Source organism: Mycobacterium sp. IDUB_9, assembly GCF_055419505.1.
This window is the reverse complement of record NZ_JBVAXU010000001.1, coordinates 949,371-973,032: the sequence shown is the minus strand read 5'-3', so window position 1 is coordinate 973,032 and position 23,662 is coordinate 949,371. Positions and strand designations below refer to the sequence as shown.

Here is a 23,662-nt window from a genome sequence, read left to right as displayed (position 1 = left end):
GCGATTCCGATGTATGTCCGCCACCTGGGGCTGACCGACTACCGGTCCTGGGCCAACGTCGAGATCGAGCTGGAGCCCGGGCGGACCGTATTTGTCGGTCCGAACGGTTTCGGAAAAACGAATCTCGTTGAGGCACTGTGGTATTGCGCCACGCTCGGGTCCCATCGGGTGGCATCCGACGCACCGTTGATCCGGGCCGGCGAGCAGCGGGCGATCGTCTCGAGCATCGTCGTCAACGAGGGCCGTGAGCTGGCGATCGACCTCGAGATCACCAACGGCCGGGCCAACAAGGCTCGGTTGAACCGGTCACCGGTACGGTCTCCGCGCGAGATACTCGGTGTCCTGCGCGCGGTGCTGTTCAGCCCGGAGGACCTTGCACTGGTGCGTGGCGATCCGGGTGAACGGCGCCGCTATCTGGACGAGCTGGCCACCACCCGCCGACCGACCATCGCCGGTATCCGGGCCGACTACGACAAGGTGGTCCGTCAACGCACCGCACTGCTGAAAACCGCTGCGGGAGCACGCTATCGAGGCGATCGCAGCGTGCTGGACACCCTCGATGTGTGGGACGGACACCTGGCCGCCCACGGAGCGGCGCTGATCGCCGCGCGCATCGCGCTGGTCGAGCAGCTGCACCCGGAGGTGCAGAAGGCCTATCAATTGTTGGCACCCTCGAGCCGGCCCGCGGCAATCCGGTACCGCTCCGGTGTGGAGGCCATCGCGAACGCTCCCGGTCTCGAGTCCGTCGAGTTCTATGAGGCGGCGCTCCTGGACGGATTGAGCCGCCGTCGCGACGCGGAGTTGGACCGTGGAGTCTGTCTGGTGGGCCCGCACCGCGACGATCTCGAGCTGTGGCTCGGTGACCAACCTGCCAAAGGCTTTGCCAGCCATGGGGAATCGTGGTCGATGGCCTTGGCGCTGCGATTGGGCGCCTACGAATTGCTGCGGTCGGACGGGGTCGATCCGGTGCTGCTGCTCGACGACGTCTTCGCGGAGCTGGACACTGCTCGCCGCCAGGCCTTGGCCGCGGTGGCCGGCGAGGCCGAACAGGTTCTGGTCACCGCGGCGGTCGGTGAGGACATCCCGCAGGACTGGGAGGTCAACCGCGTCGAGATCAGGATGAGCGAAGGCGACCAGGGCCGGATATCGGTGGTGCAGACATGACGGACAAACCCGAAGAATCCCCCGACCAGGTATCTCGGGACCCGGCCCCGGCGGTGTCGCCCGATGATCTGGCCCGCATGCGTGGCATGGATCTGGTGCGGCGGACACTCGAAGAGGCTCGAGGCGCGGCCCGCAGCCAGGGTAAGGACGTCGGTCGGGGCCGCAGCGCCCCGGTGCGGCGGGTGGCGGGAAACGTCGGTCGTCGCCGCAGATGGTCGGGGCCGGGTCCCGATGGCCGCGATCCCCAACTGCTCGGTTCTGCGACCCAGGATCTGGCCAAGGTGCGGGGCTGGGGCTCGAGGGTCGCCGAGGGTTCGGTGTTCGGTCGGTGGCGGGCCGTGGTGGGTGACCAGATCGCCGACCATGCCGAACCCACCGGCCTGAATGAAGGGGTCCTGACGGTCTCGGCGGAGTCGACGGCGTGGGCCACTCAACTTCGAATGGTGCAGTCCCAGTTGCTCGCCAAGATCGCCGCCGCCGTCGGCGACGGGGTGGTGACCTCGTTGAAGATCGTGGGTCCGGTCGGGCCGTCGTGGCGGAAAGGTCGGTACCACGTGTCCGGCCGCGGTCCCCGCGACACTTACGGCTAGGCCTCCGACGACATTGCGCTGAGAGCTTCGAGACGGCCGAAAGCGATCTTCTGGACCGTCCGGAGGCACCGACACCCGAAAAATTCCGCGCACGGCGCGGTTAGGTAGGTGAAAACGCCGCTACAGAGTCGGCCCTGTCCGTCTCGACCGGTAGACTGTGGCGAGATCTGCAGGGCGGTGACGCAACCGCCTCCCGCGAACCCCAAGGAGACGCGTCCGACGTGGCTGCCCAGAATCAGTACGGTGCCGACTCGATCAAAGTGCTGGAAGGCCTCGAAGCCGTTCGTAAACGCCCCGGCATGTATATCGGCTCCACCGGTGAACGTGGCTTGCACCATCTCGTGTGGGAGGTCGTCGACAACGCGGTAGATGAGGCGATGGCCGGGTTCGCCAACAAGGTCGACGTGCGAATCCTCGAGGACGGCGGCGTTCAGGTCACCGACGACGGCCGTGGCATCCCGGTGGCCATGCATGCCACCGGCATCCCGACCATCGACGTCGTGATGACGGTGCTGCACGCGGGCGGCAAGTTCGAAGAAGGCGCCTACCAGGTGTCGGGCGGCCTGCACGGCGTCGGCGTCTCGGTGGTGAACGCCCTGTCGACGCGGTTGGAAGCGGACGTCCGCACCGACGGCTACGAGTGGTTCCAGACCTACGACAATTCGGTCCCGGGGACTCTGAAAAAAGGTGAGAAGACCAAGGAGACCGGCACCACCATCCGGTTCTGGGCGGACTCGAATGTTTTCGAGACCACGGTGTACGACTTCGAGACCATCGCCCGGCGTCTGCAGGAGATGGCATTCCTCAACAAGGGCCTGACCATCGAGCTCACCGATGAACGGGTGACTCAGGCCGAGGTCGTCGACGAGGTCGTGGCCGACACCGCCGCCGCCCCCAAAACCGCGGAGGAGACAGCGGCCGAGGCCGCCGCACCCCACAAGGTGAAGCACCGGACGTTCCACTACCCGGGCGGTCTGGTCGACTTCGTCAAACACATCAACCGCACCAAAACCGCGATTCAGCCCAGCGTGATCGATTTCGACGGTAAGGGCACCGGTCACGAGGTCGAGATCGCGATGCAGTGGAACGCCGGTTACTCAGAGTCGGTGCACACGTTCGCCAACACCATCAACACTCATGAGGGTGGTACGCACGAGGAGGGTTTCCGTGCGGCGTTGACCACCGTGGTGAACAAGTACGCCAAGGACAAGAAGCTTCTCAAGGACAAGGATCCGAACCTCACCGGTGATGACATCCGTGAGGGCCTGGCCGCGGTGATTTCGGTGAAGGTGGCTCAACCGCAGTTCGAAGGACAGACCAAGACCAAGCTCGGTAATACCGAGGTGAAGTCGTTTGTGCAGAAGATCTGCAATGAGCAGCTGACTCACTGGTTCGAGGCCAATCCGGCTGAGGCCAAAACCGTTGTCAACAAGGCTGTTTCGTCGGCACAGGCCCGTATCGCCGCCCGCAAGGCCCGTGAACTGGTTCGTCGCAAGAGCGCGACCGACATCGGTGGGCTGCCGGGCAAGTTGGCCGACTGCCGCTCCACCGATCCGACGAAGTCGGAACTGTATGTGGTGGAGGGTGATTCGGCCGGCGGCTCGGCCAAGAGTGGCCGGGACTCGATGTTTCAGGCGATCCTGCCGTTGCGCGGCAAGATCATCAACGTCGAAAAGGCGCGTATCGACCGGGTTTTGAAGAACACCGAAGTCCAGGCGATCATCACCGCCCTGGGTACCGGTATCCATGATGAGTTCGATCTGGCCAAGCTGCGGTATCACAAGATCGTGTTGATGGCTGATGCCGATGTGGATGGTCAGCATATCTCGACGTTGTTGTTGACCCTGCTGTTCCGGTTCATGAAACCGCTGGTCGAGCACGGGCATATCTTCTTGGCTCAGCCGCCGTTGTACAAGCTCAAGTGGCAGCGTCAGGAACCCGAGTTCGCTTATTCCGACCGGGAGCGTGACGGGTTGTTGGAGGCGGGTAAGGCCGCGGGCAAGCGGATCAACGTCGATGACGGTATCCAGCGTTACAAGGGTCTGGGTGAGATGGACGCCAAGGAACTGTGGGAGACCACCATGGATCCCTCGGTGCGGGTATTGCGTCAGGTGACCCTCGACGATGCCGCGGCCGCCGACGAACTCTTCTCGATTCTCATGGGTGAAGACGTCGAAGCGCGGCGCAGTTTCATCACGCGCAACGCCAAAGACGTTCGCTTTCTTGACGTTTAAGACATCCACCGGCTAGATAAACAACCGAGGATCACATGACTGACACCACCTTGCCGCCCGGCGGCGAAGCCGGCGACCGCATCGAACCGGTCGACATTCAGCACGAGATGCAGCGCAGCTACATCGATTACGCCATGAGCGTGATCGTCGGCCGAGCCCTCCCAGAGGTGCGTGACGGTCTCAAGCCCGTGCACCGCCGCGTGCTCTACGCGATGTATGACTCGGGCTTCCGCCCGGACCGCAGCCACGCCAAGTCCGCGCGTTCGGTCGCCGAGACCATGGGTAACTACCACCCGCACGGCGACTCCTCGATCTACGACACCCTGGTCCGGATGGCCCAGCCCTGGTCGTTGCGCTACCCATTGGTCGACGGCCAGGGAAACTTCGGCTCGCCGGGTAACGATCCCGCGGCAGCCATGCGGTACACCGAGGCGCGGCTGACTCCGCTGGCCATGGAGATGTTGCGTGAAATCGACGAGGAAACAGTCGAATTCATCCCCAACTACGACGGCCGCGTGCAGGAACCCACGGTGCTGCCGAGCCGGTTCCCGAACCTGCTGGCCAACGGCTCGGGCGGTATCGCCGTCGGCATGGCCACCAACATTCCGCCGCACAACCTGCGGGAGTTGGCCGAGGCGGTGTACTGGTGCCTCGAGAACCATGAGGCCGATGAAGAGGCCACGCTGACCGCGGTGTGCGAGCGGGTCAAGGGTCCGGACTTCCCCACCCACGGCCTGATCGTCGGATCTCAGGGCATCCACGACGCTTACACCACCGGCCGCGGCTCCATCCGGATGCGCGGTGTGGTGGAGATCGAAGAGGACAGCCGAGGCCGCACCGGCATCGTCATCACCGAACTGCCGTACCAGGTCAACCACGACAACTTCATCACCTCGATCGCCGAGCAGGTCAGGGACGGCAAGCTGGCCGGTATCTCCAACATCGAGGACCAGTCCAGCGATCGCGTCGGTTTGCGAATTGTGGTGGAGCTCAAGCGCGATGCCGTCGCCAAGGTCGTGCTGAACAACCTCTACAAGCACACCCAGCTGCAGACCAGCTTCGGCGCCAACATGCTGTCGATCGTCGACGGGGTGCCTCGCACACTGCGGCTGGACCAGATGATCCGGTACTACGTCGCACACCAACTCGATGTCATCGTGCGGCGCACCCGCTACCGGTTGCGCAAGGCCAATGAGCGGGCCCACATCCTGCGCGGCCTGGTCAAGGCGCTCGACGCGCTCGACGAGGTGATCGCTCTGATCCGGGCGTCCCAGACCGTCGAAATCGCCCGGGCCGGCCTGATCGAGCTGCTCGACATCGACGAGATCCAGGCCCAGGCGATCCTGGACATGCAGCTGCGTCGGTTGGCTGCCCTGGAGCGGCAGAAGATCGTCGACGACCTGGCAAAGATCGAAGCCGAGATCGCGGACCTCGAGGACATTCTGGCGAAACCGGAACGACAGCGGGCGATCGTCCACGACGAACTCGCGGAAATCGTCGAGAAGCATGGCGACGATCGCCGGACCCGCATCATGCCGGCCGACGGTGAGGTCAGCGACGAGGATCTGATCGCGCGTGAGGATGTCGTCGTCACGATCACCGAGACGGGGTATGCCAAGCGCACCAAGACCGACCTCTACCGCAGCCAGAAACGCGGCGGCAAGGGTGTGCAGGGGGCGGGGCTGAAGGCCGACGACATCGTCAACCACTTCTTCGTCTGCTCCACCCACGACTGGATCCTGTTCTTCACGACACAGGGCCGGGTGTACCGGGCCAAGGCCTACGAGCTGCCGGAAACCTCGCGCACCGCGCGCGGTCAGCACGTGGCGAACCTGCTGGCCTTCCAGCCCGAGGAGCGCATCGCCCAGGTCATCCAGATCAAGAGCTACGAGGATGCGCCGTATCTGGTGCTGGCCACCCGCAACGGTCTGGTGAAGAAGTCCAGGCTGGTGGACTTCGACTCCAACCGCTCCGGCGGCATCGTGGCCGTCAATCTGCGCGACGGCGACGAGCTCGTCGGCGCCGTGCTGTGCTCGGCCGAGGATGACCTGCTTCTGGTCAGCGCCAAGGGCCAGTCGATCCGCTTCTCCGCAACCGATGAGGCACTGCGACCGATGGGCCGCGCCACCTCCGGTGTGCAGGGCATGCGGTTCAACGAGGAAGACAAGCTGCTGTCCCTCAACGTGGTCCAACCGGACACATTCCTGCTGGTAGCGACATCCGGTGGCTACGCCAAGCGGACTGCGATCGAGGAGTACAGCCCGCAGGGCCGGGGCGGCAAGGGGATCCTGACGATCCAGTACGACCGCAAACGTGGCAGTCTGGTCGGAGCGCTGATCGTCGATGACGAGACGGAGCTGTACGCCATCACCTCCGGGGGTGGCGTCATCCGGACCGCCGCACGTCAGGTTCGCAAGGCTGGGCGCCAGACCAAGGGCGTTCGCTTGATGAACCTGGGCGAGGGCGACACACTGATTGCGATTGCGCGCAACGCCGAGGAGGACTCGGAACCGGACGAGGCTGAGTCCGACGAAGAGTGACGTTGTCGCTGAGGCCCGACCCGGACCTCGGCCTGAGGTAAGGAGCTGTTAGGTGAGTTCACCGAACGAGCCGGGGTACCCGCGAGCGGGCGACCGGCCCGGCAGCTCCAACGGCTCAGGGGCCGAGGCCGGCCCGGCCACGAGCAAAGCCGCCGGGACGCAGGCCCGTGCCGCCGCCGGTGGCGGCCAGATCACCGAGACCGGTGAGGCGCCGCCGTGGCAGCGCGGCACCGGCCGCACCACGCCCCAGCCGGCGACCGAGACGCGTGAGGAAAGCGCCCGTACTCCGGGCTCCCACTCCCCCGGTGTGGAAGCCCGGTTGCAGCGCTTCGTAGCCGGCACCGAGATCAAGGACACCGAGCAGCAGGCCCGCCCGGCCCGGCCGGCCACGCCCACTCCGTCGGCCACGCGCAACGAACCGGTGCGGCCCGAGGCTTATGCGAGCGAGATTCCGGACCTGTCCGGGCCCGCACCGCGCACCCCGCAACGCAAGGCAGCCCCTGAGGCGCCGGCGGCCAGAAACTCGAGCAACAGCCCGACCACCCGGATCCAGGTTGCCAACCGCGGCTCGCATCAGGGCCCGGTCCGGGCCAGCATGCAGATCCGCCGGGTCGACCCGTGGACTGTGCTCAAGGTCTCACTGGTGTTGTCGGTGGTGTTGTTCTTCGTGTGGATGATCGCGGTGGCCTTCCTGTACCTGGTGCTCGGCGCCATGGGTGTGTGGAGCAAGCTCAACAGCAACGTCGGCGACCTCCTGACCAGCGCCAGCGGCGCCTCGGGAGGCGAATTGGTCTCCAGCGGAACGATCTTCGGCGGGGCCGCGCTGGTCGGCCTGGTGAATATCGTCGTGTTGTGTGCGATGGCGACCATCGGGGCCTTCATCTACAACCTGACCACCGATTTGGTCGGCGGGGTCGAGGTAACGCTTGCCGACCGGGATTGATTTGGGACTCTGCGCTCCGGTGCGGTAATCTCTGCGCTCGGTCGATCCCAATATTCGGGCCTATAGCTCAGGCGGTTAGAGCGCTTCGCTGATAACGAAGAGGTCGGAGGTTCGAGTCCTCCTAGGCCCACGACACCCGGTGTAGCCGGTGATCACCGAGAGGTTGTGCCATGCGGTTCATGTTCGTCGCCGGCATCGCAGCCGTCGCGGTGATCGTATGGCGATCACGTCACGGTGAAGAGGTTTGGCACGACTTGGCAGATGAGCCACCTCGGCCGAATGAGGGGCCTTAGCTCAGTTGGTAGAGCGCTGCCTTTGCAAGGCAGATGTCAGGAGTTCGAATCTCCTAGGCTCCACAATCAAAGATCAGGTCGAAGCGGTTCCGGTGGCAGTTGCCCGGGGCCGCTTTTCTTGTTCCTGACGACAGTCCGGCCACAACCTGCGTGCTTGAATGTGGCTGGGAGTTTTCGGGCAGTCGGGGGGCAAGCGGTGGTCCGCAGAATGGTGAGCATCCTGCTCGCGCTGGTGTTCGCAGTGGGGCTGCTGTGGTCATCGACGATCGACGGGCCCGGGCTGGCCGTGGCCCGTGCGGACACCTTCGACAGGGTGTGCCCCGACGTCGCCGCCCAGCTCGCGTCGTGGACTCAGCGCGCGGCCGATCACAACAACCGCAAGGGCAGCGTCAACACCTACGACGGCGCCGCGGTCGATGCCTTCAATGCCGAGAAGGCACAGCTGGAGGCGGAACGTAGCGCGTTCATGCCGCGGGTGGACGCGTGTGAGGCCGCGGTCGCCGGACTGACACCAAAAGACCCGTCAGGACTGCAGCTGGCGACGCCGACAGCCGCTCAACGGCTCGCGATCGATAATGCGAAGAAGGGCATTCCGGCGGGCTACCAGCCGGCGCCTGCTCGCAAGGGAAATCGAGAAGTAGTCCCCAGAGACGCGCCGGAACGGCCACTGTATGACGCGCTGCGCGACGGCAACCCGGGGAACGTTCCGAAGGATGCCCGCCTCGCCGGGAAGGCCGCACCTCGACCGGGCGCACCCGATCCGGTCTATCCGGGTCAGAGAATCGGAGAAACAAAGGCCGGCGACGCGAAAGTTTCGCCAGACCACATCGTTCCGCTGGCCGAGCTGATCAAGCTCCCAGGGTTCCTGAAGTTGACCGCCGATCAGATGTACCTGCTGTCGCAACTGCCGCTGAACTACCAATGGCTGTCCTGGACCGCCAACGCGGCAAAAAACTCCGGGAGTGCCGCGCGCATGCTGCCCAAGGCGGACGCGAATTGGGCGGGAAAACAGATACAGCTACAGAACGAAACCAGGAATCAGCTGCAGGACATCGTCAACAACCTCGTCAAGGCCAACGGAGGATGAGTCGCGTGGAAATCGACTTCGATCAGGTGGCCGCCGAGTTGACGCCAAAAGGCAAGGCGGAGTTGATCGCGCCGGATTCTTCGAGGGCCGCCGAGGTTCCGGATCGCTGGCGCCCGGTGTTGGTCGGCAACAGCGCCGAGGAACGCTGCCGGGCGGCGTTGTCGCACTGGGACGACGGCTTTCTGGCGATGATCCCGCGGTTCGCCGAGGTGCTCCGCGATCAGCTCGTCGACGTCCGTGTCTTCTGGGTCGACAACCCCAAGAGCCGGTTCTTCGTGCTGGTCTACGTCGTCAAGTACGGAGAGGAAGGCCACGTGTGCTGGATGGCGTGGGATCCGGCCACTTTCGGTGACACCCCCCGGTTCTGGGACACCTTCCCGGCGCCGGTGCAGAATTTTCTGCGCGGCACCCACGCTGGATTCACCGCGACGGACTGGGAGTCCTACGGCGTGATGCGGCCGTCTGACTTCGAGACGTTCGCCGAATACGGGGAATGGCCCGAAGGCATCCCCGGCTGGATGGATGGGTACGAGGGTGGGTATGACACCGGCTATCAAGGGGAGAGGTACCGACGGATCGAGTCGACCCGTCTGGTGGTGTTCACCAAGGACGTGGGGCACCTCTTCTACTGCACGTCACCGGATCTGGAAGTCGGGCAGGTTGCTCTCGTATACGACGGTGACGTCGATCCGCCGAAAGATTTCGGCACCGAACTGGACGAGCTCATGACACGCCGGTTGGCTGTGTGATGACGGGACCAGCGTCGCCGGTGCCGCCCCCGTTCGGCGGCGGCTCGAATCCTTTCGGGTCGCCCGGCTGGGTGCCACAGCAATCGCCTTACCCGCCAACGGGTTACGGGCAGCCAGCGCCCTATCCCCCACCTGGGTACCCGCCACCGGGATATCCGCAACAGTGGCCGGGGTACCAGCACCAGCCACCACCGCAGGACGGCAGTCGACGCAGGTCCAAGTTGCTGATTGCGTTGGCGATCGCCGTACCGGTGGTACTGGTCCTGTGTGGTGCCGGGGGCTGGGTGTGGTACTCGCGGAGCCGGGATGAAGGGGCGATCAAGGATGCCGCTGCCCAGTTCGCCGACGCGATAGACACCCAGGATCAGGACAAGTTCCTGGCGGCACTCTGCGAGGAAGAGCGCGACCTGGTCACCGACGGTGACGGGTTCGATGCTGCCGACTCCGGCCCGGGTGCCAAGGACAGCAGTGAGCCGTTCGACGTCACCGATGTCACGGTGAAAGGCGATGTGGCGCAGGTCGAATTCCTGCGACCGAAGTCCAACCACTCCGGGTCTCTGTTCTTGCGCAAAGAATCAGGGGCGTGGAAGGTGTGCGACCCGGCCGAGGAGCAGTTCAACAAATAGCCGGGCGCAGTGGCGTCAGGGTTTCGGGTTGACCTCGACGCTGGGCGGCAGCGGTGACGGCTCGGGCCGGTTGGACCGCCGCACGATCGAGAACGCCACGGCCCCACCGGCCAGGACCGCTGCGGCGACGCCGGCGATCACCAGCCGGCGGTGACGCCGCTTGGGTTCTGGGTCTGCGGCCGCCTCTTGCAGCACCTCGGGCAGCGCGGCCACGGCCTGTGCGGCCGCGGTGAGTTGGCGACGCAGCTTGCCCGACTCGTAGCGCTTGCGCAGACCGGACGCAACGGCAGACACGGTGTCGGCGCTCAGGCCCACCACGCCGCGGGTCACGTCGACCGGACCGACCGTGCTGTATTTCAAGCCGCGGGCTAGGCGCTGACGGGGGGCCAACCGGGTATCGACGTTCGCGGTCATCTGGCACCTTTCTGGACACTGGCGGGACGTGGGCGACAGGCCTGAGTGGGCCGTATGTCGGCTGAGAACCAGACTGCCATCTCTGCGCGAGTCTGGGGCGCTTGGTGGGGTATCTGACCGTTGCCGCGGGCCGGGATGGCAGACTGGGTAGCCGTGACGAGCCCCATTCAGACCGCGACGGCGACACTGCACACCAACCGCGGCGACATCAAGATCGCACTGTTCGGAAACCACGCTCCCAAGACCGTGGCCAACTTCGTCGGCTTGGCGCAGGGCACCAAGGACTACACCACCGAGAACGCCTCGGGCGGCACCTCCGGTCCGTTCTACGACGGCGTCATCTTCCACCGGGTGATCGACGGCTTCATGATCCAGGGCGGGGACCCGACCGGCACCGGCCGCGGCGACGCCGGCTACAAGTTCGCCGACGAGTTCCACCCTGAGCTCCAGTTCGACAAGCCCTACCTGCTGGCCATGGCCAACGCCGGGCCGGGCACCAACGGCTCGCAGTTCTTCATCACGGTCGGCCAGACGCCGCACCTGAACCGGCGCCACACCATCTTCGGTGAGGTTGTCGATCCCGAGTCGCAGAAGGTGGTCGACGCGATCGCGTCCACCCCCACCGATCGTTCTGACCGCCCGACCGATCCGGTCGTCGTCGAATCGATCACCGTGTCGTAACGGGTATCCCCCGCACATACCAATGCGCGACGCCCCCGGAAGCCGGGGGCGTCGCGTGTTGTGTGGGGTGCTTCCTCAGTCGGCTTGCGGGGCCGAGAAGCCGGCCTGAGTCAGCGCGTCGAGGACGTCGAGGGGGTCGGTTCCCAGGTCCCACCGCGTGAGGACCGCGAGCCGGTCATCGATCGTCTCGATCTCGAGGAGCCGGACCTTGCGGGCGATGCGGCGGAACTCGGTGATGCGGATCTTCACGATCTCATTACGACGATATGTCCGGGTGCGCCACCAACCGGCGAACGTGAGACTGTCTTGGTTGATTGCCAGTTTCGGCCGAGCCCGCCACGACAATGTTGCGAACGTGAGCAATCCCACGCCAGCTATGCCGGCAAGAACACGTCCGGGCGGGTCTGTGATCACGGTCACAGCTGCGATAGCCATTGCCGCTCCGGCTATGGCGCAACCTGCGACTCCAGCGGCGGGTGGGCTCCATCGAGTTTGCTGCACGGGCTCTTCACACCCTCTTACCGCGTCTAATGGAGTTATCCACAGGTGCTATCCCCAATGGGGATGAATCACAACGATGTGATTGAGCATCGTCGACGTTGCTGAGCTGGTAACGCTGAAAACGTAAGATGAATTCATTATCGTCCGTTTTCCGGTCAGCGCCAACGCATGGTGAGCAACAGTCCGGTGATCATGAAGGCAAATGCGACCGCGTAGTTCCACGGACCCATATCGGCCATCCATTGAAGGAAGGACGGGGTGTCCACGGGGTTGGTCGCGGCCAGCTGGAAAACCAGCAGCCACAACAGGCCGAACAGCATGAGACCGATGAACAGCGCGACGAACCACACACTCGACGGTCCGGCTTTCACCTTGACCGGGGTCCGGCTCACCTGCTTGACGGTGAAATCGTTCTTCTTACGGACTTTGGACTTGGGCATGGGTACCTTCGCGGACAGTCGGCGTCACACGGTGCGACGATGAGGCAGGATGCCTCACGAGCCTAACGTAGCTGCACGTCGGAGAGAGACTGCGATGGACCAACCGGATCGATCCCCCTGGCGCTTCGGCGTCCCGGTGGTCTGCCTGGCCGCCGGCGTGCTGCTGGCCGCCACGCACGGCGTGTCCGGTGGTGACGAGATTCGGCGCAGCGATGCGCCCCGGCTCGTCGACCTGGTGCGTGAGGCCCAGCAGTCCGTCGACCGGCTGACGGCCCAGCGTGATTCGCTGGCCACCGAGATCGACAGTCATCACGGCGGATCACCCAGCTCCCACGCGGCGCTCGAGGCCATCACCAGGCGTTCGGCGCAACTGGCTGTCGACGCCGGCACGGTGCCCATGCGGGGGCCGGGCCTGGTGGTCACTCTCAACGATGCCCAGCGCGACGCCCAGGGCCGCTTCCCGCGCGATGCCTCCCCCGACGACCTCGTGGTGCACCAACAGGACATCCAGGCCGTCCTGAATGCACTCTGGAGTGCCGGTGCCGAGGGCATCCAGATGCAGGACCAACGCATCATCGCGACCTCGGCGCCCCGCTGTGTCGGCAATACCCTCCTGCTCAACGGCCGCACCTACAGCCCGCCCTACGTCATAACCGCGATCGGCGATGGCCCGGCCATGCAGGCGGCCCTGGCCGCCGCCCCGTACGTCACCCTCTACAAGCAGTACGTGGTGCGCTTCGGATTGGGCTATGTCGAAGAGCCCCGGGCCGATATCGAGCTGACCGGGCACACCGAGCCGTTGCGGATGCGTTACGCGAAACCCGCGGGCCGAGTCGGCTATTAAGCACGGTTTTTGGGGCCGGTAGCCTAAGTCAATGCGGGTTCTGGTCGTCGACAACTATGACAGCTTCGTGTTCAACCTGGTCCAGTACCTGGGGCAGCTCGGGGTGGACGCGCAGGTGTGGCGGAACGACGATGAGCGCCTGGCCACCGACGCCGACCTCGCCACGGTGGCAGCCGATTTCGACGGCGTGCTGCTGAGCCCCGGTCCCGGCACTCCGGAACGAGCCGGCGCGACGATCCCGCTGGTCCACGCATGCGCTGCGGCCGGCACTCCCCTACTGGGCGTCTGCCTCGGCCACCAGGCCATCGGGGTGGCGTTCGGCGGCACCGTCGACCGCGCACCCGAACTGCTGCACGGCAAGACCAGCGTCGTGCACCACTCCGGCGCCGGGGTGCTCGAAGGCCTCCCGGACCCGTTCACCGCGACCCGCTACCACTCGCTGACGATCCTGCCCGAAACCGTGCCGGACGAGCTCGAGGTGATCGGGCAGACCGACAGCGGCGTCATCATGGCCGTGCGCCACCGCGAGCTGCCGATACACGGTGTGCAGTTCCACCCGGAGTCGATCCTGACCCAGGGCGGGCACCGCATGCTGGCCAACTGGCTCGGCGTGTGCGGCGCCGCCCCGGAAGAGCGCCTGGTGGCCGCCCTCGAGGCCGAGGTGGCTCGCGCCGTGGCGGCCGCTACGACGCGAAGCTCAGCGTGATCTTCGCTCCGAAGTTCACCCCGGCGCCCGCCGGCGGACTCTGGGTGACGACGGCGTTGGTGCGCTGACCGCTGTCGCGGACGTCCGGCCCCTTGTCGAGCACGCCGGTCCAACCCAGCGCACTCAGACGCTGGTAAGCGTCATCCCAGAACTGTCCGACCAGGTTGGGCATGACGAACTGGTTGCCCTTGGACACATGGATCTGGATCGGCGTGTCCTTGGGTACCGACGTACCGGAGGTCGGCTCGGTATCCACCACCTGTCCCGGAGGCGCGGTGTTGTCGACCTCGATGACCACCGTGTTGGTGAATCCCGACGCGGTCAGAATCTGCTTGCACACATCGGCGCTCTGACCCTTGCAGTCGGGAACCGAAGTGTCCTCCGGGCCTGACCCCACGACAAGCGTGATCTCGTAGATGATCCCCGCCGTCTGGTTGGCCGGCGGGTTGGTGGCGAGCACGCGGCCCTTCTGATCCGGAGTCGACGGGCTCGCCGACTCCTTGACCTTCTCGAACCCGGCGTCCTTGAGCTTCTGGCGGGCCTGGGACGGGGACAGACCGGCCACGTCGGGGACCACCCGCTGCTCCGGCCCGCGAGAGACGTTGACGGTGATCTCGTCGCCGGCGGCCGCCATGCTGTTGGCGGACGGGTCGGTGCCGATCACGTACTCCGGCGGAACCTTGTTGTCTTCCTTGCCCTCGGTGCGCGTTTTGAAGCCCCGGTTCTGCAGGGTGGCGACGGCGTCGGCCGAACGCTGACCGCTCACGTCGGGCACCTGCACATCGCGTGGCTTGCCGTCGAACATGTTGATCGCGACCGTCACGACCACCGTCAGCACCGCCAGTACCGCGACTGCGATCAGCCAACGGGCCACTGAGGTATTGCGATCGGCGGGGCGGGGCACCACGACGTTCTGGGTGGGCGCACCGCCCCCCTGGGTCAATATCGGCCCGGAGTTCATCATCGACGTCCGCTCGGACTCGGTGAACACCTTCGGAGCCTCGGGGGCCTCACCGCTGTGCACCCGGATCAGATCCGTACGCATATCGGCCGCGGTCTGATAGCGGTTGTCCGGGTTCTTGGCCAGAGCCTTGAGCACCACGGCATCGAGTTCCGGTGAGATACCGGTGTGCCGACTCGATGGCGGAGTCGGGTCCTCGCGGACATGCTGATAAGCCACCGCGACGGGCGAATCACCGATGAAAGGTGGCTCGCCCGTGAGGATTTCGTAGAGCACACAGCCCAGCGAGTAGACATCGGAGCGGGCGTCGACGGTTTCACCGCGGGCCTGCTCGGGCGAAAGGTACTGGGCGGTGCCGATCACCGCGGCGGTCTGCGTGACGCTGTTACCGGTATCGGCAAGGGCGCGCGCGATGCCGAAGTCCATCACCTTCACAGCGTTGGCCTTGCTGATCATGATGTTGGCCGGCTTGACGTCCCGGTGCACGATGCCGTGCTGGTGGCTGAAGTTCAGCGCCTGGCAGGCATCGGCGATGATCTCGATCGCACGCCGCGGCGGGATCGGACCCTCGGTGTGCACGATGTCGCGCAGCGTCACACCGTCGACGTACTCCATGACGATGTAAGGCAGCGGCCCGTTGGGTGTCTCGGCCTCACCCGTGTCGTACACCGCCACGATGGCGGGATGGTTCAGCGCAGCCGCGTTCTGCGCCTCACGGCGGAAACGCAGGTAGAAGCTGGGATCGCGGGCCAGGTCGGCACGCAGGACCTTGACCGCGACATCGCGGTGCAACCGCGTATCGCGTGCGATGTGAACTTCGGACATGCCGCCGAAGCCAAGGATTTCACCGAGTTCATATCGGTCGGAGAGGTGCTGAGGCGTTGTCATCGCATTATCTGTTCCGGTGCTTTCGGGACAACCTGAGCGTCGGCTCCCCGAGGCACGATCGCGTGGAATGCCAGGTCCGGCAACGCTGCCGGCGTCTGGAAAGGCGTCGTCTGGGTCACCGTGTCGGTGACCGTGGGCGACGGTGACTGCTGCTGATCTTTGCGGTCCTGCGCATTGAGGACGATCAGGATGGCGATCACGATGGCGAGCGCGCCGAGTACCCCGGCGGCCCACAGCAGTGCCCGTTGACCCGACGAGAACGTGCGCCGCGGAGCCGGTGCGGGCCGGTGCGCGGCCGTGGTCGGCCTGGCCCGGGTGGCGGTCACCGGGGTGCGACCGGTGAGGTCGGCTGCGGCGCGGGCCTGCGCCGCCGACGGAACCGCGGCCGGAGCGGCCCGACCGAGCGTCGGAGCCTGGTTCGGACGCGGAGGACGGCGGCCGGAACGCACCGCGGCGACGGCATCGGCGAACGGACCACCCGACTTGTAGCGCATCCCGGGGTTCTTCACCAGGGTGATCTCGATCAGCTCGCGCACATTGGGCGGCAGGTCGGCGGGCAGCGGCGGCGGGGTTTCCTTGATGTGCTTCATCGCGACCGTCAGCGCACCGTCGCCGGTGAACGGACGCTTGCCCGAAACCGATTCGTAGCCAACGACTCCCAGCGCATAGACGTCGCTGGCGGCGGTGGCATCGTGGCCGAGGGCCTGCTCCGGGGCGATGTACTGGGCGGTGCCCATCACCATGCCGGTCTGGGTGACCGGGGCGGCGTCGACGGCCTTGGCGATGCCGAAGTCGGTGAGTTTCACCTGGCCGGTCGGAGTGATGAGGATGTTGCCGGGCTTGACGTCGCGGTGCACGAGCCCGGCGGTGTGGGCCACCTGTAGCGCCCGGCCGGTCTGCTCGAGCATGTCCAGTGCATGCCGGAGCGACAGCCGCCCGGTGCGCTTGATCACCGAGTTCAGCGGCTCACCGTTGACGAGCTCCATCACCAGGTACGCGGTGCGGCCCTCGCCGTCGATATCGGTCTCGCCGTAGTCGTACACGCTGGCGATGCCGGGGTGGTTGAGCATGGCCACCGTGCGGGCCTCGGCCCGGAACCGCTCTACGAACTCGGCATCGGTGGAGAACTCGGCCTTGAGCACCTTGACCGCGACACGTCGTCCGAGCCGGGAGTCGACAGCCTCCCAGACCTGACCCATGCCACCCGTGGCGATCAGCCGCTGCAACCGGTACCGCCCGGACAGCGTGACTCCAACGCGAGGGCTCATAGCTCGACTCCCACTCGCTCCGGTCCTCGCTCGTCCCTCGCTGCGATCCTCACTCGGGGTCGCCTTCGCGGACTCATGAACCCTCCCGCAGCGCCGCCGCAATGGTGGCGCGTCCGATCGGGGCGGCGAGTGCGCCGCCGGTGGCCGACAACCGGTCCCCGCCGTCCTCGATCAACACCGAGACCGCGACCTTGGGGTCGCTGGCCGGTGCGAATGCGATGTACCAGGCATGCGGCGGAGTGTTACGGGGATCCGTCCCGTGCTCTGCCGTACCGGTCTTAGAAGCGATCTGCACGCCGGCGATGGCTCCCTTCTGCTGAGTCACCTGCTCGGCGGCGACCATCAAGTCCGTAAGTGTAGCTGCGACCTGGGGTGACACCGCCCGGCGCTCTTGGGCGGGCGCCGTGGTGGCGATCGTGGCCAGGTCGGGTCCTTTTAGGCTATCCACAAGATACGGGCGCATGGCTATGCCGTCATTCGCGATGGTGGCAGCCACCTGGGCGTTCTGCAGGGGCGTCAACGCGACATCACGCTGCCCGATGCTGGACATACCCAGTGCCGCCGCATCCGTAATCGGTCCGGTGGTCGATTCGGCCACCTGCAGCGGAATGGCCGGCGGGGCCTCGTCGAGTCCGAAGGCCTGGGCGGTGGACTTGAGCTTGTCGGCGCCGGTGTTGAGGCCGAGCTGAACGAAAGCGGTGTTGCACGATTTGGCGAACGCCTCGCGCAGCGATGCGGTGGGACCGGGACCGCATGAGGACCCGCCGAAATTCTCCAGCGTCGCGGTGCTGTCGGGCAGCGGGATCCGCGATGCCGCGGTGAGTTGGGTGTCCGGGGTGGCGCCGGCCTGGAGGGCCGCGGCCGTGGTGATCACCTTGAACGTCGAGCCCGGCGGGTAGGTCTCCGAGATGGCGCGGTTGAGCAGTGGGGACTGCTCGTTGTCGCGCAACTGCTGCCAGGCCTGGCTCTGGGCGTTGAGGTCGTGGGTGGCCAACTGGTTCGGGTCGTACGACGGAGACGACGCCATGGCAAGGATCTTGCCTGTCGACGGTTCCAGGGCCACCACGGAGCCCTTGCAGGGGCCGTCGCTGCAGCCGTGCTGCAGCGCGTCCCAGGCTGCCTGCTGCACCTGTGGATTGATGGTGGTGTCGACGTTGCCGCCGCGCGGGTCGCGGCCGGTGAAGAAATCGGCCAGCCGGCGGCCGAACAGCCGCTCATCGGAGCCGTTGAGAATGGTGTCCTCGGCCCGCTCCAGCCCGGTGCTGGAGTAGCCCAGTGAGTAGAACCCGGTGATCGGGGCGTAGACCTCGGGATTGGGGTAGGTGCGCAGGAATCGGAACCGGCCGTCGGTGGCCTCCGAGTAGGCCAGCAGCTGGCCGCCCGCGGTGATCTGGCCCCGCTGCCGCGAATACTCGTCGAGCAGCACCCGCTGATTGCGCGGGTCGGCGCGTAACCCGTCGGCCGTGAAGACCTGGGTGATCGTGGCGTTGGCCAACAGCAGCACGATCAGCACCATGATCGTGACTGCCACCCGGCGCAGGGAGGTGTTCATACCTTCTCGATCACCTCGGTGCTGGCCGCGGCGATGGGCGTGGGGTTGGGCGCCGGTGTCGTCGTGATCGGCCGGCGTGCGGAATGTGAGATACGCACCAGGATGGCCAGCAGGATGTAGTTGGCCAGCAGCGAGGAGCCACCGTAGGACATCCACGGCGTGGTCAGGCCGGTCAAGGGGATCAGCTTGGTGACGCCGCCGACCACGATGAACAACTGGATGGCCAGGGTCGCGGCGAGACCGGCGGCCAGCAGCTTGCCGAAGCTGTCGCGCACCGCGATCGCGGTCCGCATCCCGCGGATGATGAAGACCGTGTAGAGCATGAGAACGCCTGCGAGCCCGACCAATCCGAGCTCTTCGCCGACCGCGGCGATGATGAAGTCGGTGGCCGCGGCGGGCACTGTTCCGGGTTGTCCATTGCCCAGACCGGTGCCGAAGATGCCGCCCGTGGCGAAGCTGAACAGGGACTGCACGATCTGGTAGCCGGCGCCGTCAGGATCGGCGAACGGGTCCAGCCAGGTCTCCACCCGCACCCGAACGTGGCCGAAAACCTGGTACGCCACAATGCTTCCCGCGGCGAACAGGGCCAGGCCGATCACCACCCAGCTCAGCCGCTCGGTAGCCACATAGACCAGCACCAGAAACGACGCGTACAGCAGAAGTGAAGTGCCCAAATCCTTTTCGAAGACCATCACGCCCACCGAGGCGGCCCAGGCCAGCAGCAGGGGAGCCAGGTCGCGGGGCCGTGGCAGGTCGAGTCCGAAGAAATGTTTCCCCGCACTGGTGAACAGATCGCGCTTGGCCACCAGCACCGCGGCGAAGAAGATCAGCAGCAGGATCTTGGAGAACTCGGCGGGCTGAATCGAGAAGCCGGGGAACTGGATCCAGATCTTGGCGCCGTACTGTTCGGAGTACCTCGCCGGCAGCAACGCCGGAATGACAAGCAGCACAAGGCCGGTCAGCGCACAGATATACCCGTACCGGGCCAGCATGCGGTGATCGGTCAGCAGCGCGACCACGACGGTGAAGCCGATCACGGCGATCAGCAGCCACATCATCTGCTGGTTGGCGGTGCCGCCCAGGCCATCGGTTGCCGTCTCACCCTTGGCCAGGTCGAGCCGGTGGATCATCACCAGGCCCAGCCCGTTGAGCAGCGCCACGACCGGCAGCAGCAGCGGGTCGGCGTAGGGAGCGAACCGGCGGATTGCCAGGTGGGCGACGCCCATAAGGGCGATGAAGGCCACCACGTAGCCGACCAGGTCCCAGCGCAGGCCCTGCTCCTGGTTGGCCTCGACGATCAGCAGCGCGATGGTGGTGATGAAGGCTGCGAACCCCAGAAGCAGGAGTTCCGCGTTGCGCCGATTGGGTAGCGGCGGCGTGACGGTGACCGGCGACTGGGGTTGAGTCGTCATGACACGGCTCGGCAGTTCTTCCCCGGTTCTTGTGGTGGGGGCGGCAGTGCGGTGACGGTCGGCGACGGTGTCGGTAGAACCGGGGCCGGGACGACGGAGGTCCCGGGAGCCCCCGGCGCCGGGGATTCAGGCGCGGGTGTCTCGGGTGCCGGCGTCTCCGCGCCGGGCGCCGGAGCCGGTGCAGCACCGGGTGACGGCGACGGTGACGGTGAGGGACTGGGCGGCGGCGTGGTCTTCGATGTCGTCGGCGCGGTGCGCGGTGCACACACCGGCAGGACCGAGCCGTGGGCCATGTCGTTGATCTGCTTGATGGCCTCGTCCTGTGTGCCGCCGGGCAGGCCCGCGGTCACCGAGGTGCGCTCGGACGGGCGCAGGTCGTCGACGGCCATCAGCCGGCAGTCGAGACGGCTCCGGTCCTGGTCGACGCTGATCAGCGAGAGTTCGTTGCGGGCGTTGAGACAGCCCAGGCGGTACGGCTCTTGCAAGGAGATGCCCAGGAAAGAGCCCTGTACCCCGCGCATGATCGACACCGTGCCGTCATGTTCGGCGACGTAGTAGTTGTTGCGGAGGATCTCCCGGCCGATCGCCAGCCCGCCGATGAGCACCAGCACGAGCAGCACGGCGGCGATGACGACCCGGCGCCGCGACCGTGGCTTGCGGTCGGGCTCGGCCGGCTGGGGCACCACTCGCTTGGGCTCGTTGCGTCGCGGGTTGAACGCCGAAGCCCGTCCGGCAGCCGTGTCCGGCGGCACGCTCTGGTCGTCGTCCCCCGACACCGCGCCGGCCAGGATCGGCTGGGTCTGTCCGTAGTCGTAGTCGACGACGTCGGCGACCACCACGGTCACGTTGTCCGGTCCGCCTCCGCGGAGCGCCAACTCGATCAACCGGTCGGCGCTCTCGGCGACGTCCTCGATCTGGAGCGCCTCGTGGATGGTCTCGTGGCTGACCGGATCGGACAGGCCGTCCGAGCAGAGCATGTAGCGATCGCCGGCCTTGGCCTCGCGCACGATCAGGGTCGGCTCGACCTCGTGGCCGGTCAGCGCCCGCATGATCAGCGAGCGCTGTGGATGGCTGTGAGCTTCCTCGGCAGTGATCCGGCCCTCGTCGACCAGGGTCTGGACGAAGGTGTCGTCCTTGGTGATCTGGGTGAGCTCACCGTCGCGGAGCAGGTAGCCCCGGGAATCGCCGATGTGGAGCAGGCCGAGCCGGTTGCCCGCGAACAGGATCGCAGTCAGCGTGGTGCCCATGCCCTCGAGTTCCGGATCGGCTTCCACGTGGGCCGCGATCGCGGAGTTGCCCTGGGCGACAGCCGTGTTGAGCTTGCCCAGCAGGTCGCCGCCGGGCTCGTCGTCGTCGAGATGTGCGAGCGCCGCGATGACCAACTGTGAGGCCACTTCACCCGCGGCGTGGCCACCCATGCCGTCGGCCAACGCCAGCAACCGAGCCCCGGCGTACACCGAGTCCTCATTGTTGGCGCGAACCAGCCCGCGATCACTTCGCGCGGCATATCGGAGTACGAGGGTCATGGTGTTTCTCGTGCTCCTCGCATGCGTGGTGTCCGATCTGCTCCTCGCGTGCGCGGCGTCACGGACGTAACTCGATTACCGTCTTACCGATTCGGACCGGCGTCCCGATCGAAACCCTTACCGCTGTTGTCACCTTCGCCCTGTCAAGGTATGTGCCGTTGGTCGATCCTAGGTCCTCGACGTACCACTCCGAACCTCGTGGCGAGAGACGGGCGTGGCGCGTCGAAGCGTAATCATCGGTGAGCACCAGAGTGGAGTCGTCGGCGCGGCCGATCAGCACCGGCTGGGCACCCAACGTGATGCGGGTACCGGCCAGCGCGCCCTCGGTGACCACCAATTGCCGCGCGATATGGCGTCCGTCACGACTCGGTAGCAGCGAGCCGCGGAGAGCCAACCCCCGGCGCACCATCACCGCGCCCGTGGGCGCATAGATATCGGTCCGCAGGATGCGCAGCACCGACCAGATGAACAGCCACAACAGCAGGAGGAATCCGACACGCGTCAGTTGCAGCACTAACCCCTGCATCTGACGTCCTCTCCGTATCCGCCCCACTGGTATTGCCCAGCTACCGTCGGCAACGTCACGATACTTGGACAGCGTTCGCCGTGAGGGCGAAGCGGGGTGCTTGCCACTCAGGTGTGTCCGGTCTCGCCAGGCTCAGTGCACGCGCACGATGATCTCGGAATGGCCCAGCCGGATCACGTCGCCGTCCGCCAACTGCCACTCCTGCACCGGTGCGTTGTTCACCGTGGTGCCGTTGGTGGAGTTGAGGTCCGAGAGCAACGCGACCTGACCGTCCCACCGGATCTCGAGATGCCGGCGTGAGACTCCGGTGTCGGGCAGACGGAACTGCGCGTCCTGACCGCGGCCGATGACGTTGGCGCCTTCGCGGAGCTGGTAGGTGCGGCCACTGCCGTCGTCGAGCTGGAGGGTGACCGCAGCGCCGCCTGCGGCGTAGCCACCCGGCTCGCCGTAGCCGCCCTGGGGGGCGCCGTAACCGGGCTGGCCGCCTTGCGGTGCGCCGTAGTCGCCGCCGCCGTAGCCACCAGGCTCGCCGTAACCGGGCTCCGCGTAACCGCCACCCTGCGCGGGCTCCGCGTATCCGCGGCCGTAATCCTGCTGCTGGCCGTAGTCCTGGCGCCCGTAGGGCTGGCCGCCGCCGTAACCGCCCGGCTCGGGGTAGCCGCCGCCCTGGCGGGGGTCCGGACGTCCGTAGTCGGGCTCGCCGCCGTAGCCGGGTTGACCACCCTGAGGGGGCTGCGGGGGCTGGGCGTAGCCGCCGCCTTGCGGGCCGCCGTAGCCGCGGTCATAACCGCCGCCCTGCGGGCCGCCGTAGCCGGCGGGCGGGCGCGGCTGCTCGTAGGACTGCGGAGGGTAACCGCCCTGATCCGGGTAGCCACCTTGATCGGGGTAGCCGGCTTGATCGGGGTAGCCGCCCTGGTCGGGGTAGCCACCGCGGTCGCCGCCGTATCCGCCGCGCTGCGGGGGATAACCGGCCTGATCCGGCGGGGGGTAGCCGCCCTGATCCGGCGGCGGGTAACCGCCTTGCTCCGGTGGGTACTGCCCGCCGCGGGGGTCATCCTGAGGGTGGCCGTAACGGTCGTCGTAATAGTCGTCGCCGGGCCGCCCTTGTCCCTGGCCGCCGCGGTAATTCGGGTTATCGGTCATAGGTGGTTCTCCTGATTCTGTGGTGAACGCATGGTCGCCGTGGGCTCGCGCGGATTCGCCAGCGGTCGAATCGGGGTTAACCGCGCCATGTGCGCGGAACTGTCCGGTGTGCAAGTTCGGTGATTGCTCGAATCTAACGACCACATCACCATACGTTTGCCACCCCTGATCACGGATGAATCCCCCCAGATGTTTGGCGAACGCGGTCGAGGTCAGGTCAGTATCGGCGCTTACCTTCTTATAGTCAGTGCCACTGAGCGTAATTACGTAGGCGTTCGGTGCCAAAACTTGTCCACCGGCCACGGTACGGGCCCGGGACTCGGCTTCCCGGCACAACGCCGTCTCTACTTCCTGCGGCACTATCGAGCCGCCGAAGACCCGGGCGAACGCATCGCCGACGGTCGACTCGAGTTTGCGTTCGATGCGGTCGACCAGACCCATGTCACCGCCCGCCTTTTCTCGTTGTCGTACGTCGCCTCGACACGGCCACCCGTGCTCCCGCGTGTCGCACTGGCCACACTGCTCACAAGCATGGTATCGGCCCAGTGCCCAAATGCGGGACCAACAGAACTCT

21 protein-coding genes and 2 tRNA genes are annotated in these 23,662 nt (G+C 66.2%); 13 read left to right on the top strand and 10 right to left on the bottom strand.

The features are described from left to right. The first annotated feature begins 9 nt into the window (after positions 1–9). The 10 genes from recF to ACZY08_RS04675 all read left to right on the top strand — a co-directional run bounded on the left by recF (position 10) and on the right by ACZY08_RS04675 (position 10,226). Positions 10–1,164, top strand: coding sequence for a DNA replication/repair protein RecF (gene recF, locus ACZY08_RS04720; RefSeq protein WP_463743413.1), 1,155 nt, complete (start codon positions 10–12; stop codon positions 1,162–1,164). Further along, on the top strand, positions 1,161–1,754 hold the full coding sequence (locus ACZY08_RS04715) for a DUF721 family protein (RefSeq protein ID WP_463743412.1): 594 nt from the start codon (positions 1,161–1,163) through the stop codon (positions 1,752–1,754). Before recF ends, ACZY08_RS04715 begins: the two co-directional genes overlap by 4 nt. A gap of 221 nt (positions 1,755–1,975) precedes the next feature. After that, on the top strand, positions 1,976–3,988 hold the full coding sequence (gene gyrB, locus ACZY08_RS04710) for a DNA topoisomerase (ATP-hydrolyzing) subunit B (protein WP_463743411.1): 2,013 nt from the start codon (positions 1,976–1,978) through the stop codon (positions 3,986–3,988). A gap of 35 nt (positions 3,989–4,023) precedes the next feature. Further along, positions 4,024–6,528 (top strand): DNA gyrase subunit A, encoded by a 2,505-nt coding sequence (gyrA, locus tag ACZY08_RS04705; protein ID WP_463743410.1) that lies wholly within the window; start codon positions 4,024–4,026, stop codon positions 6,526–6,528. A 52-nt stretch (positions 6,529–6,580) separates the two neighbouring features. After that, positions 6,581–7,471 (top strand): DUF3566 domain-containing protein, encoded by an 891-nt coding sequence (locus ACZY08_RS04700; protein ID WP_463743409.1) that lies wholly within the window; start codon positions 6,581–6,583, stop codon positions 7,469–7,471. A 56-nt stretch (positions 7,472–7,527) separates the two neighbouring features. Continuing rightward, positions 7,528–7,601: transfer RNA gene (locus tag ACZY08_RS04695), tRNA-Ile, on the top strand. Between the two features lie 153 nt (positions 7,602–7,754). Then, positions 7,755–7,827: transfer RNA gene (locus ACZY08_RS04690), tRNA-Ala, on the top strand. A 145-nt stretch (positions 7,828–7,972) separates the two neighbouring features. Beyond that, complete coding sequence (locus tag ACZY08_RS04685; protein ID WP_463743408.1) at positions 7,973–8,851, top strand: hypothetical protein; 879 nt, start codon at positions 7,973–7,975, stop codon at positions 8,849–8,851. Next, positions 8,848–9,600: a hypothetical protein gene (locus ACZY08_RS04680; protein WP_463743407.1), complete on the top strand. Its 753-nt coding sequence runs from the start codon at positions 8,848–8,850 to the stop codon at positions 9,598–9,600. The genes ACZY08_RS04685 and ACZY08_RS04680 overlap by 4 nt, the downstream gene beginning before the upstream one ends. Before the next feature lie 221 nt (positions 9,601–9,821). Beyond that, positions 9,822–10,226 (top strand): Rv0361 family membrane protein, encoded by a 405-nt coding sequence (locus ACZY08_RS04675; protein WP_463743406.1) that lies wholly within the window; start codon positions 9,822–9,824, stop codon positions 10,224–10,226. 15 nt (positions 10,227–10,241) lie between these two features. Here the strand turns inward: ACZY08_RS04675 and cwsA are convergent, their stop codons facing one another. Next, positions 10,242–10,640: a cell wall synthesis protein CwsA gene (gene cwsA / locus ACZY08_RS04670; protein WP_463743405.1), complete on the bottom strand. Its 399-nt coding sequence runs from the start codon at positions 10,638–10,640 to the stop codon at positions 10,242–10,244. 135 nt (positions 10,641–10,775) lie between these two features. Between cwsA and ACZY08_RS04665 the strand changes: the two genes are divergently transcribed. Continuing rightward, positions 10,776–11,321, top strand: a complete 546-nt coding sequence (locus ACZY08_RS04665) for a peptidylprolyl isomerase (protein ID WP_358021784.1) — start codon at positions 10,776–10,778, stop codon at positions 11,319–11,321. Positions 11,322–11,396: 75 nt separating this feature from the next. On the opposite strand, the gene ACZY08_RS04660 is transcribed toward ACZY08_RS04665, so the two are convergent. Together ACZY08_RS04660 and crgA are read right to left on the bottom strand one after the other, a co-directional pair. After that, positions 11,397–11,822, bottom strand: a complete 426-nt coding sequence (locus ACZY08_RS04660) for a PH domain-containing protein (RefSeq protein WP_463743404.1) — start codon at positions 11,820–11,822, stop codon at positions 11,397–11,399. 155 nt (positions 11,823–11,977) lie between these two features. Then, complete coding sequence (gene crgA / locus ACZY08_RS04655; RefSeq protein ID WP_463743403.1) at positions 11,978–12,262, bottom strand: cell division protein CrgA; 285 nt, start codon at positions 12,260–12,262, stop codon at positions 11,978–11,980. Between the two features lie 94 nt (positions 12,263–12,356). Between crgA and ACZY08_RS04650 the strand changes: the two genes are divergently transcribed. Together ACZY08_RS04650 and ACZY08_RS04645 are read left to right on the top strand one after the other, a co-directional pair. Next, on the top strand, positions 12,357–13,106 hold the full coding sequence (locus ACZY08_RS04650) for a DUF881 domain-containing protein (protein WP_463743402.1): 750 nt from the start codon (positions 12,357–12,359) through the stop codon (positions 13,104–13,106). Positions 13,107–13,137: 31 nt separating this feature from the next. Next, the gene (locus ACZY08_RS04645) at positions 13,138–13,812 is read left to right on the top strand and encodes an aminodeoxychorismate/anthranilate synthase component II (RefSeq protein WP_463743401.1); all 675 of its coding nucleotides are present in this window, start codon (positions 13,138–13,140) and stop codon (positions 13,810–13,812) included. Here ACZY08_RS04645 and pknB read toward each other — a convergent pair. From pknB to ACZY08_RS04610, 7 genes are all read right to left on the bottom strand, one after another. Beyond that, the gene (gene pknB / locus ACZY08_RS04640; protein ID WP_463743400.1) at positions 13,790–15,661 is read right to left on the bottom strand and encodes a Stk1 family PASTA domain-containing Ser/Thr kinase; all 1,872 of its coding nucleotides are present in this window, start codon (positions 15,659–15,661) and stop codon (positions 13,790–13,792) included. The two genes, ACZY08_RS04645 and pknB, sit on opposite strands and share 23 nt — an antisense overlap. Continuing rightward, complete coding sequence (locus ACZY08_RS04635) at positions 15,658–16,929, bottom strand: protein kinase domain-containing protein (RefSeq protein ID WP_463743399.1); 1,272 nt, start codon at positions 16,927–16,929, stop codon at positions 15,658–15,660. The genes pknB and ACZY08_RS04635 overlap by 4 nt, the downstream gene beginning before the upstream one ends. A 73-nt stretch (positions 16,930–17,002) precedes the next feature. Further along, positions 17,003–18,481, bottom strand: a complete 1,479-nt coding sequence (gene pbpA / locus ACZY08_RS04630; protein ID WP_463743398.1) for a D,D-transpeptidase PbpA — start codon at positions 18,479–18,481, stop codon at positions 17,003–17,005. Then, entirely contained in the window at positions 18,478–19,893 is a 1,416-nt protein-coding gene (locus ACZY08_RS04625; protein ID WP_463743397.1) for an FtsW/RodA/SpoVE family cell cycle protein, read from the bottom strand. The genes pbpA and ACZY08_RS04625 overlap by 4 nt, the downstream gene beginning before the upstream one ends. Then, positions 19,890–21,419, bottom strand: a complete 1,530-nt coding sequence (locus ACZY08_RS04620) for a PP2C family protein-serine/threonine phosphatase (RefSeq protein ID WP_463743396.1) — start codon at positions 21,417–21,419, stop codon at positions 19,890–19,892. Before ACZY08_RS04620 ends, ACZY08_RS04625 begins: the two co-directional genes overlap by 4 nt. 58 nt (positions 21,420–21,477) lie before the next feature. Next, on the bottom strand, positions 21,478–21,945 hold the full coding sequence (locus ACZY08_RS04615) for an FHA domain-containing protein FhaB/FipA (protein ID WP_055119261.1): 468 nt from the start codon (positions 21,943–21,945) through the stop codon (positions 21,478–21,480). Positions 21,946–22,077: 132 nt separating this feature from the next. Continuing rightward, complete coding sequence (locus ACZY08_RS04610) at positions 22,078–23,529, bottom strand: DUF3662 and FHA domain-containing protein (protein WP_463743395.1); 1,452 nt, start codon at positions 23,527–23,529, stop codon at positions 22,078–22,080. Positions 23,530–23,662: the final 133 nt, after the last annotated feature.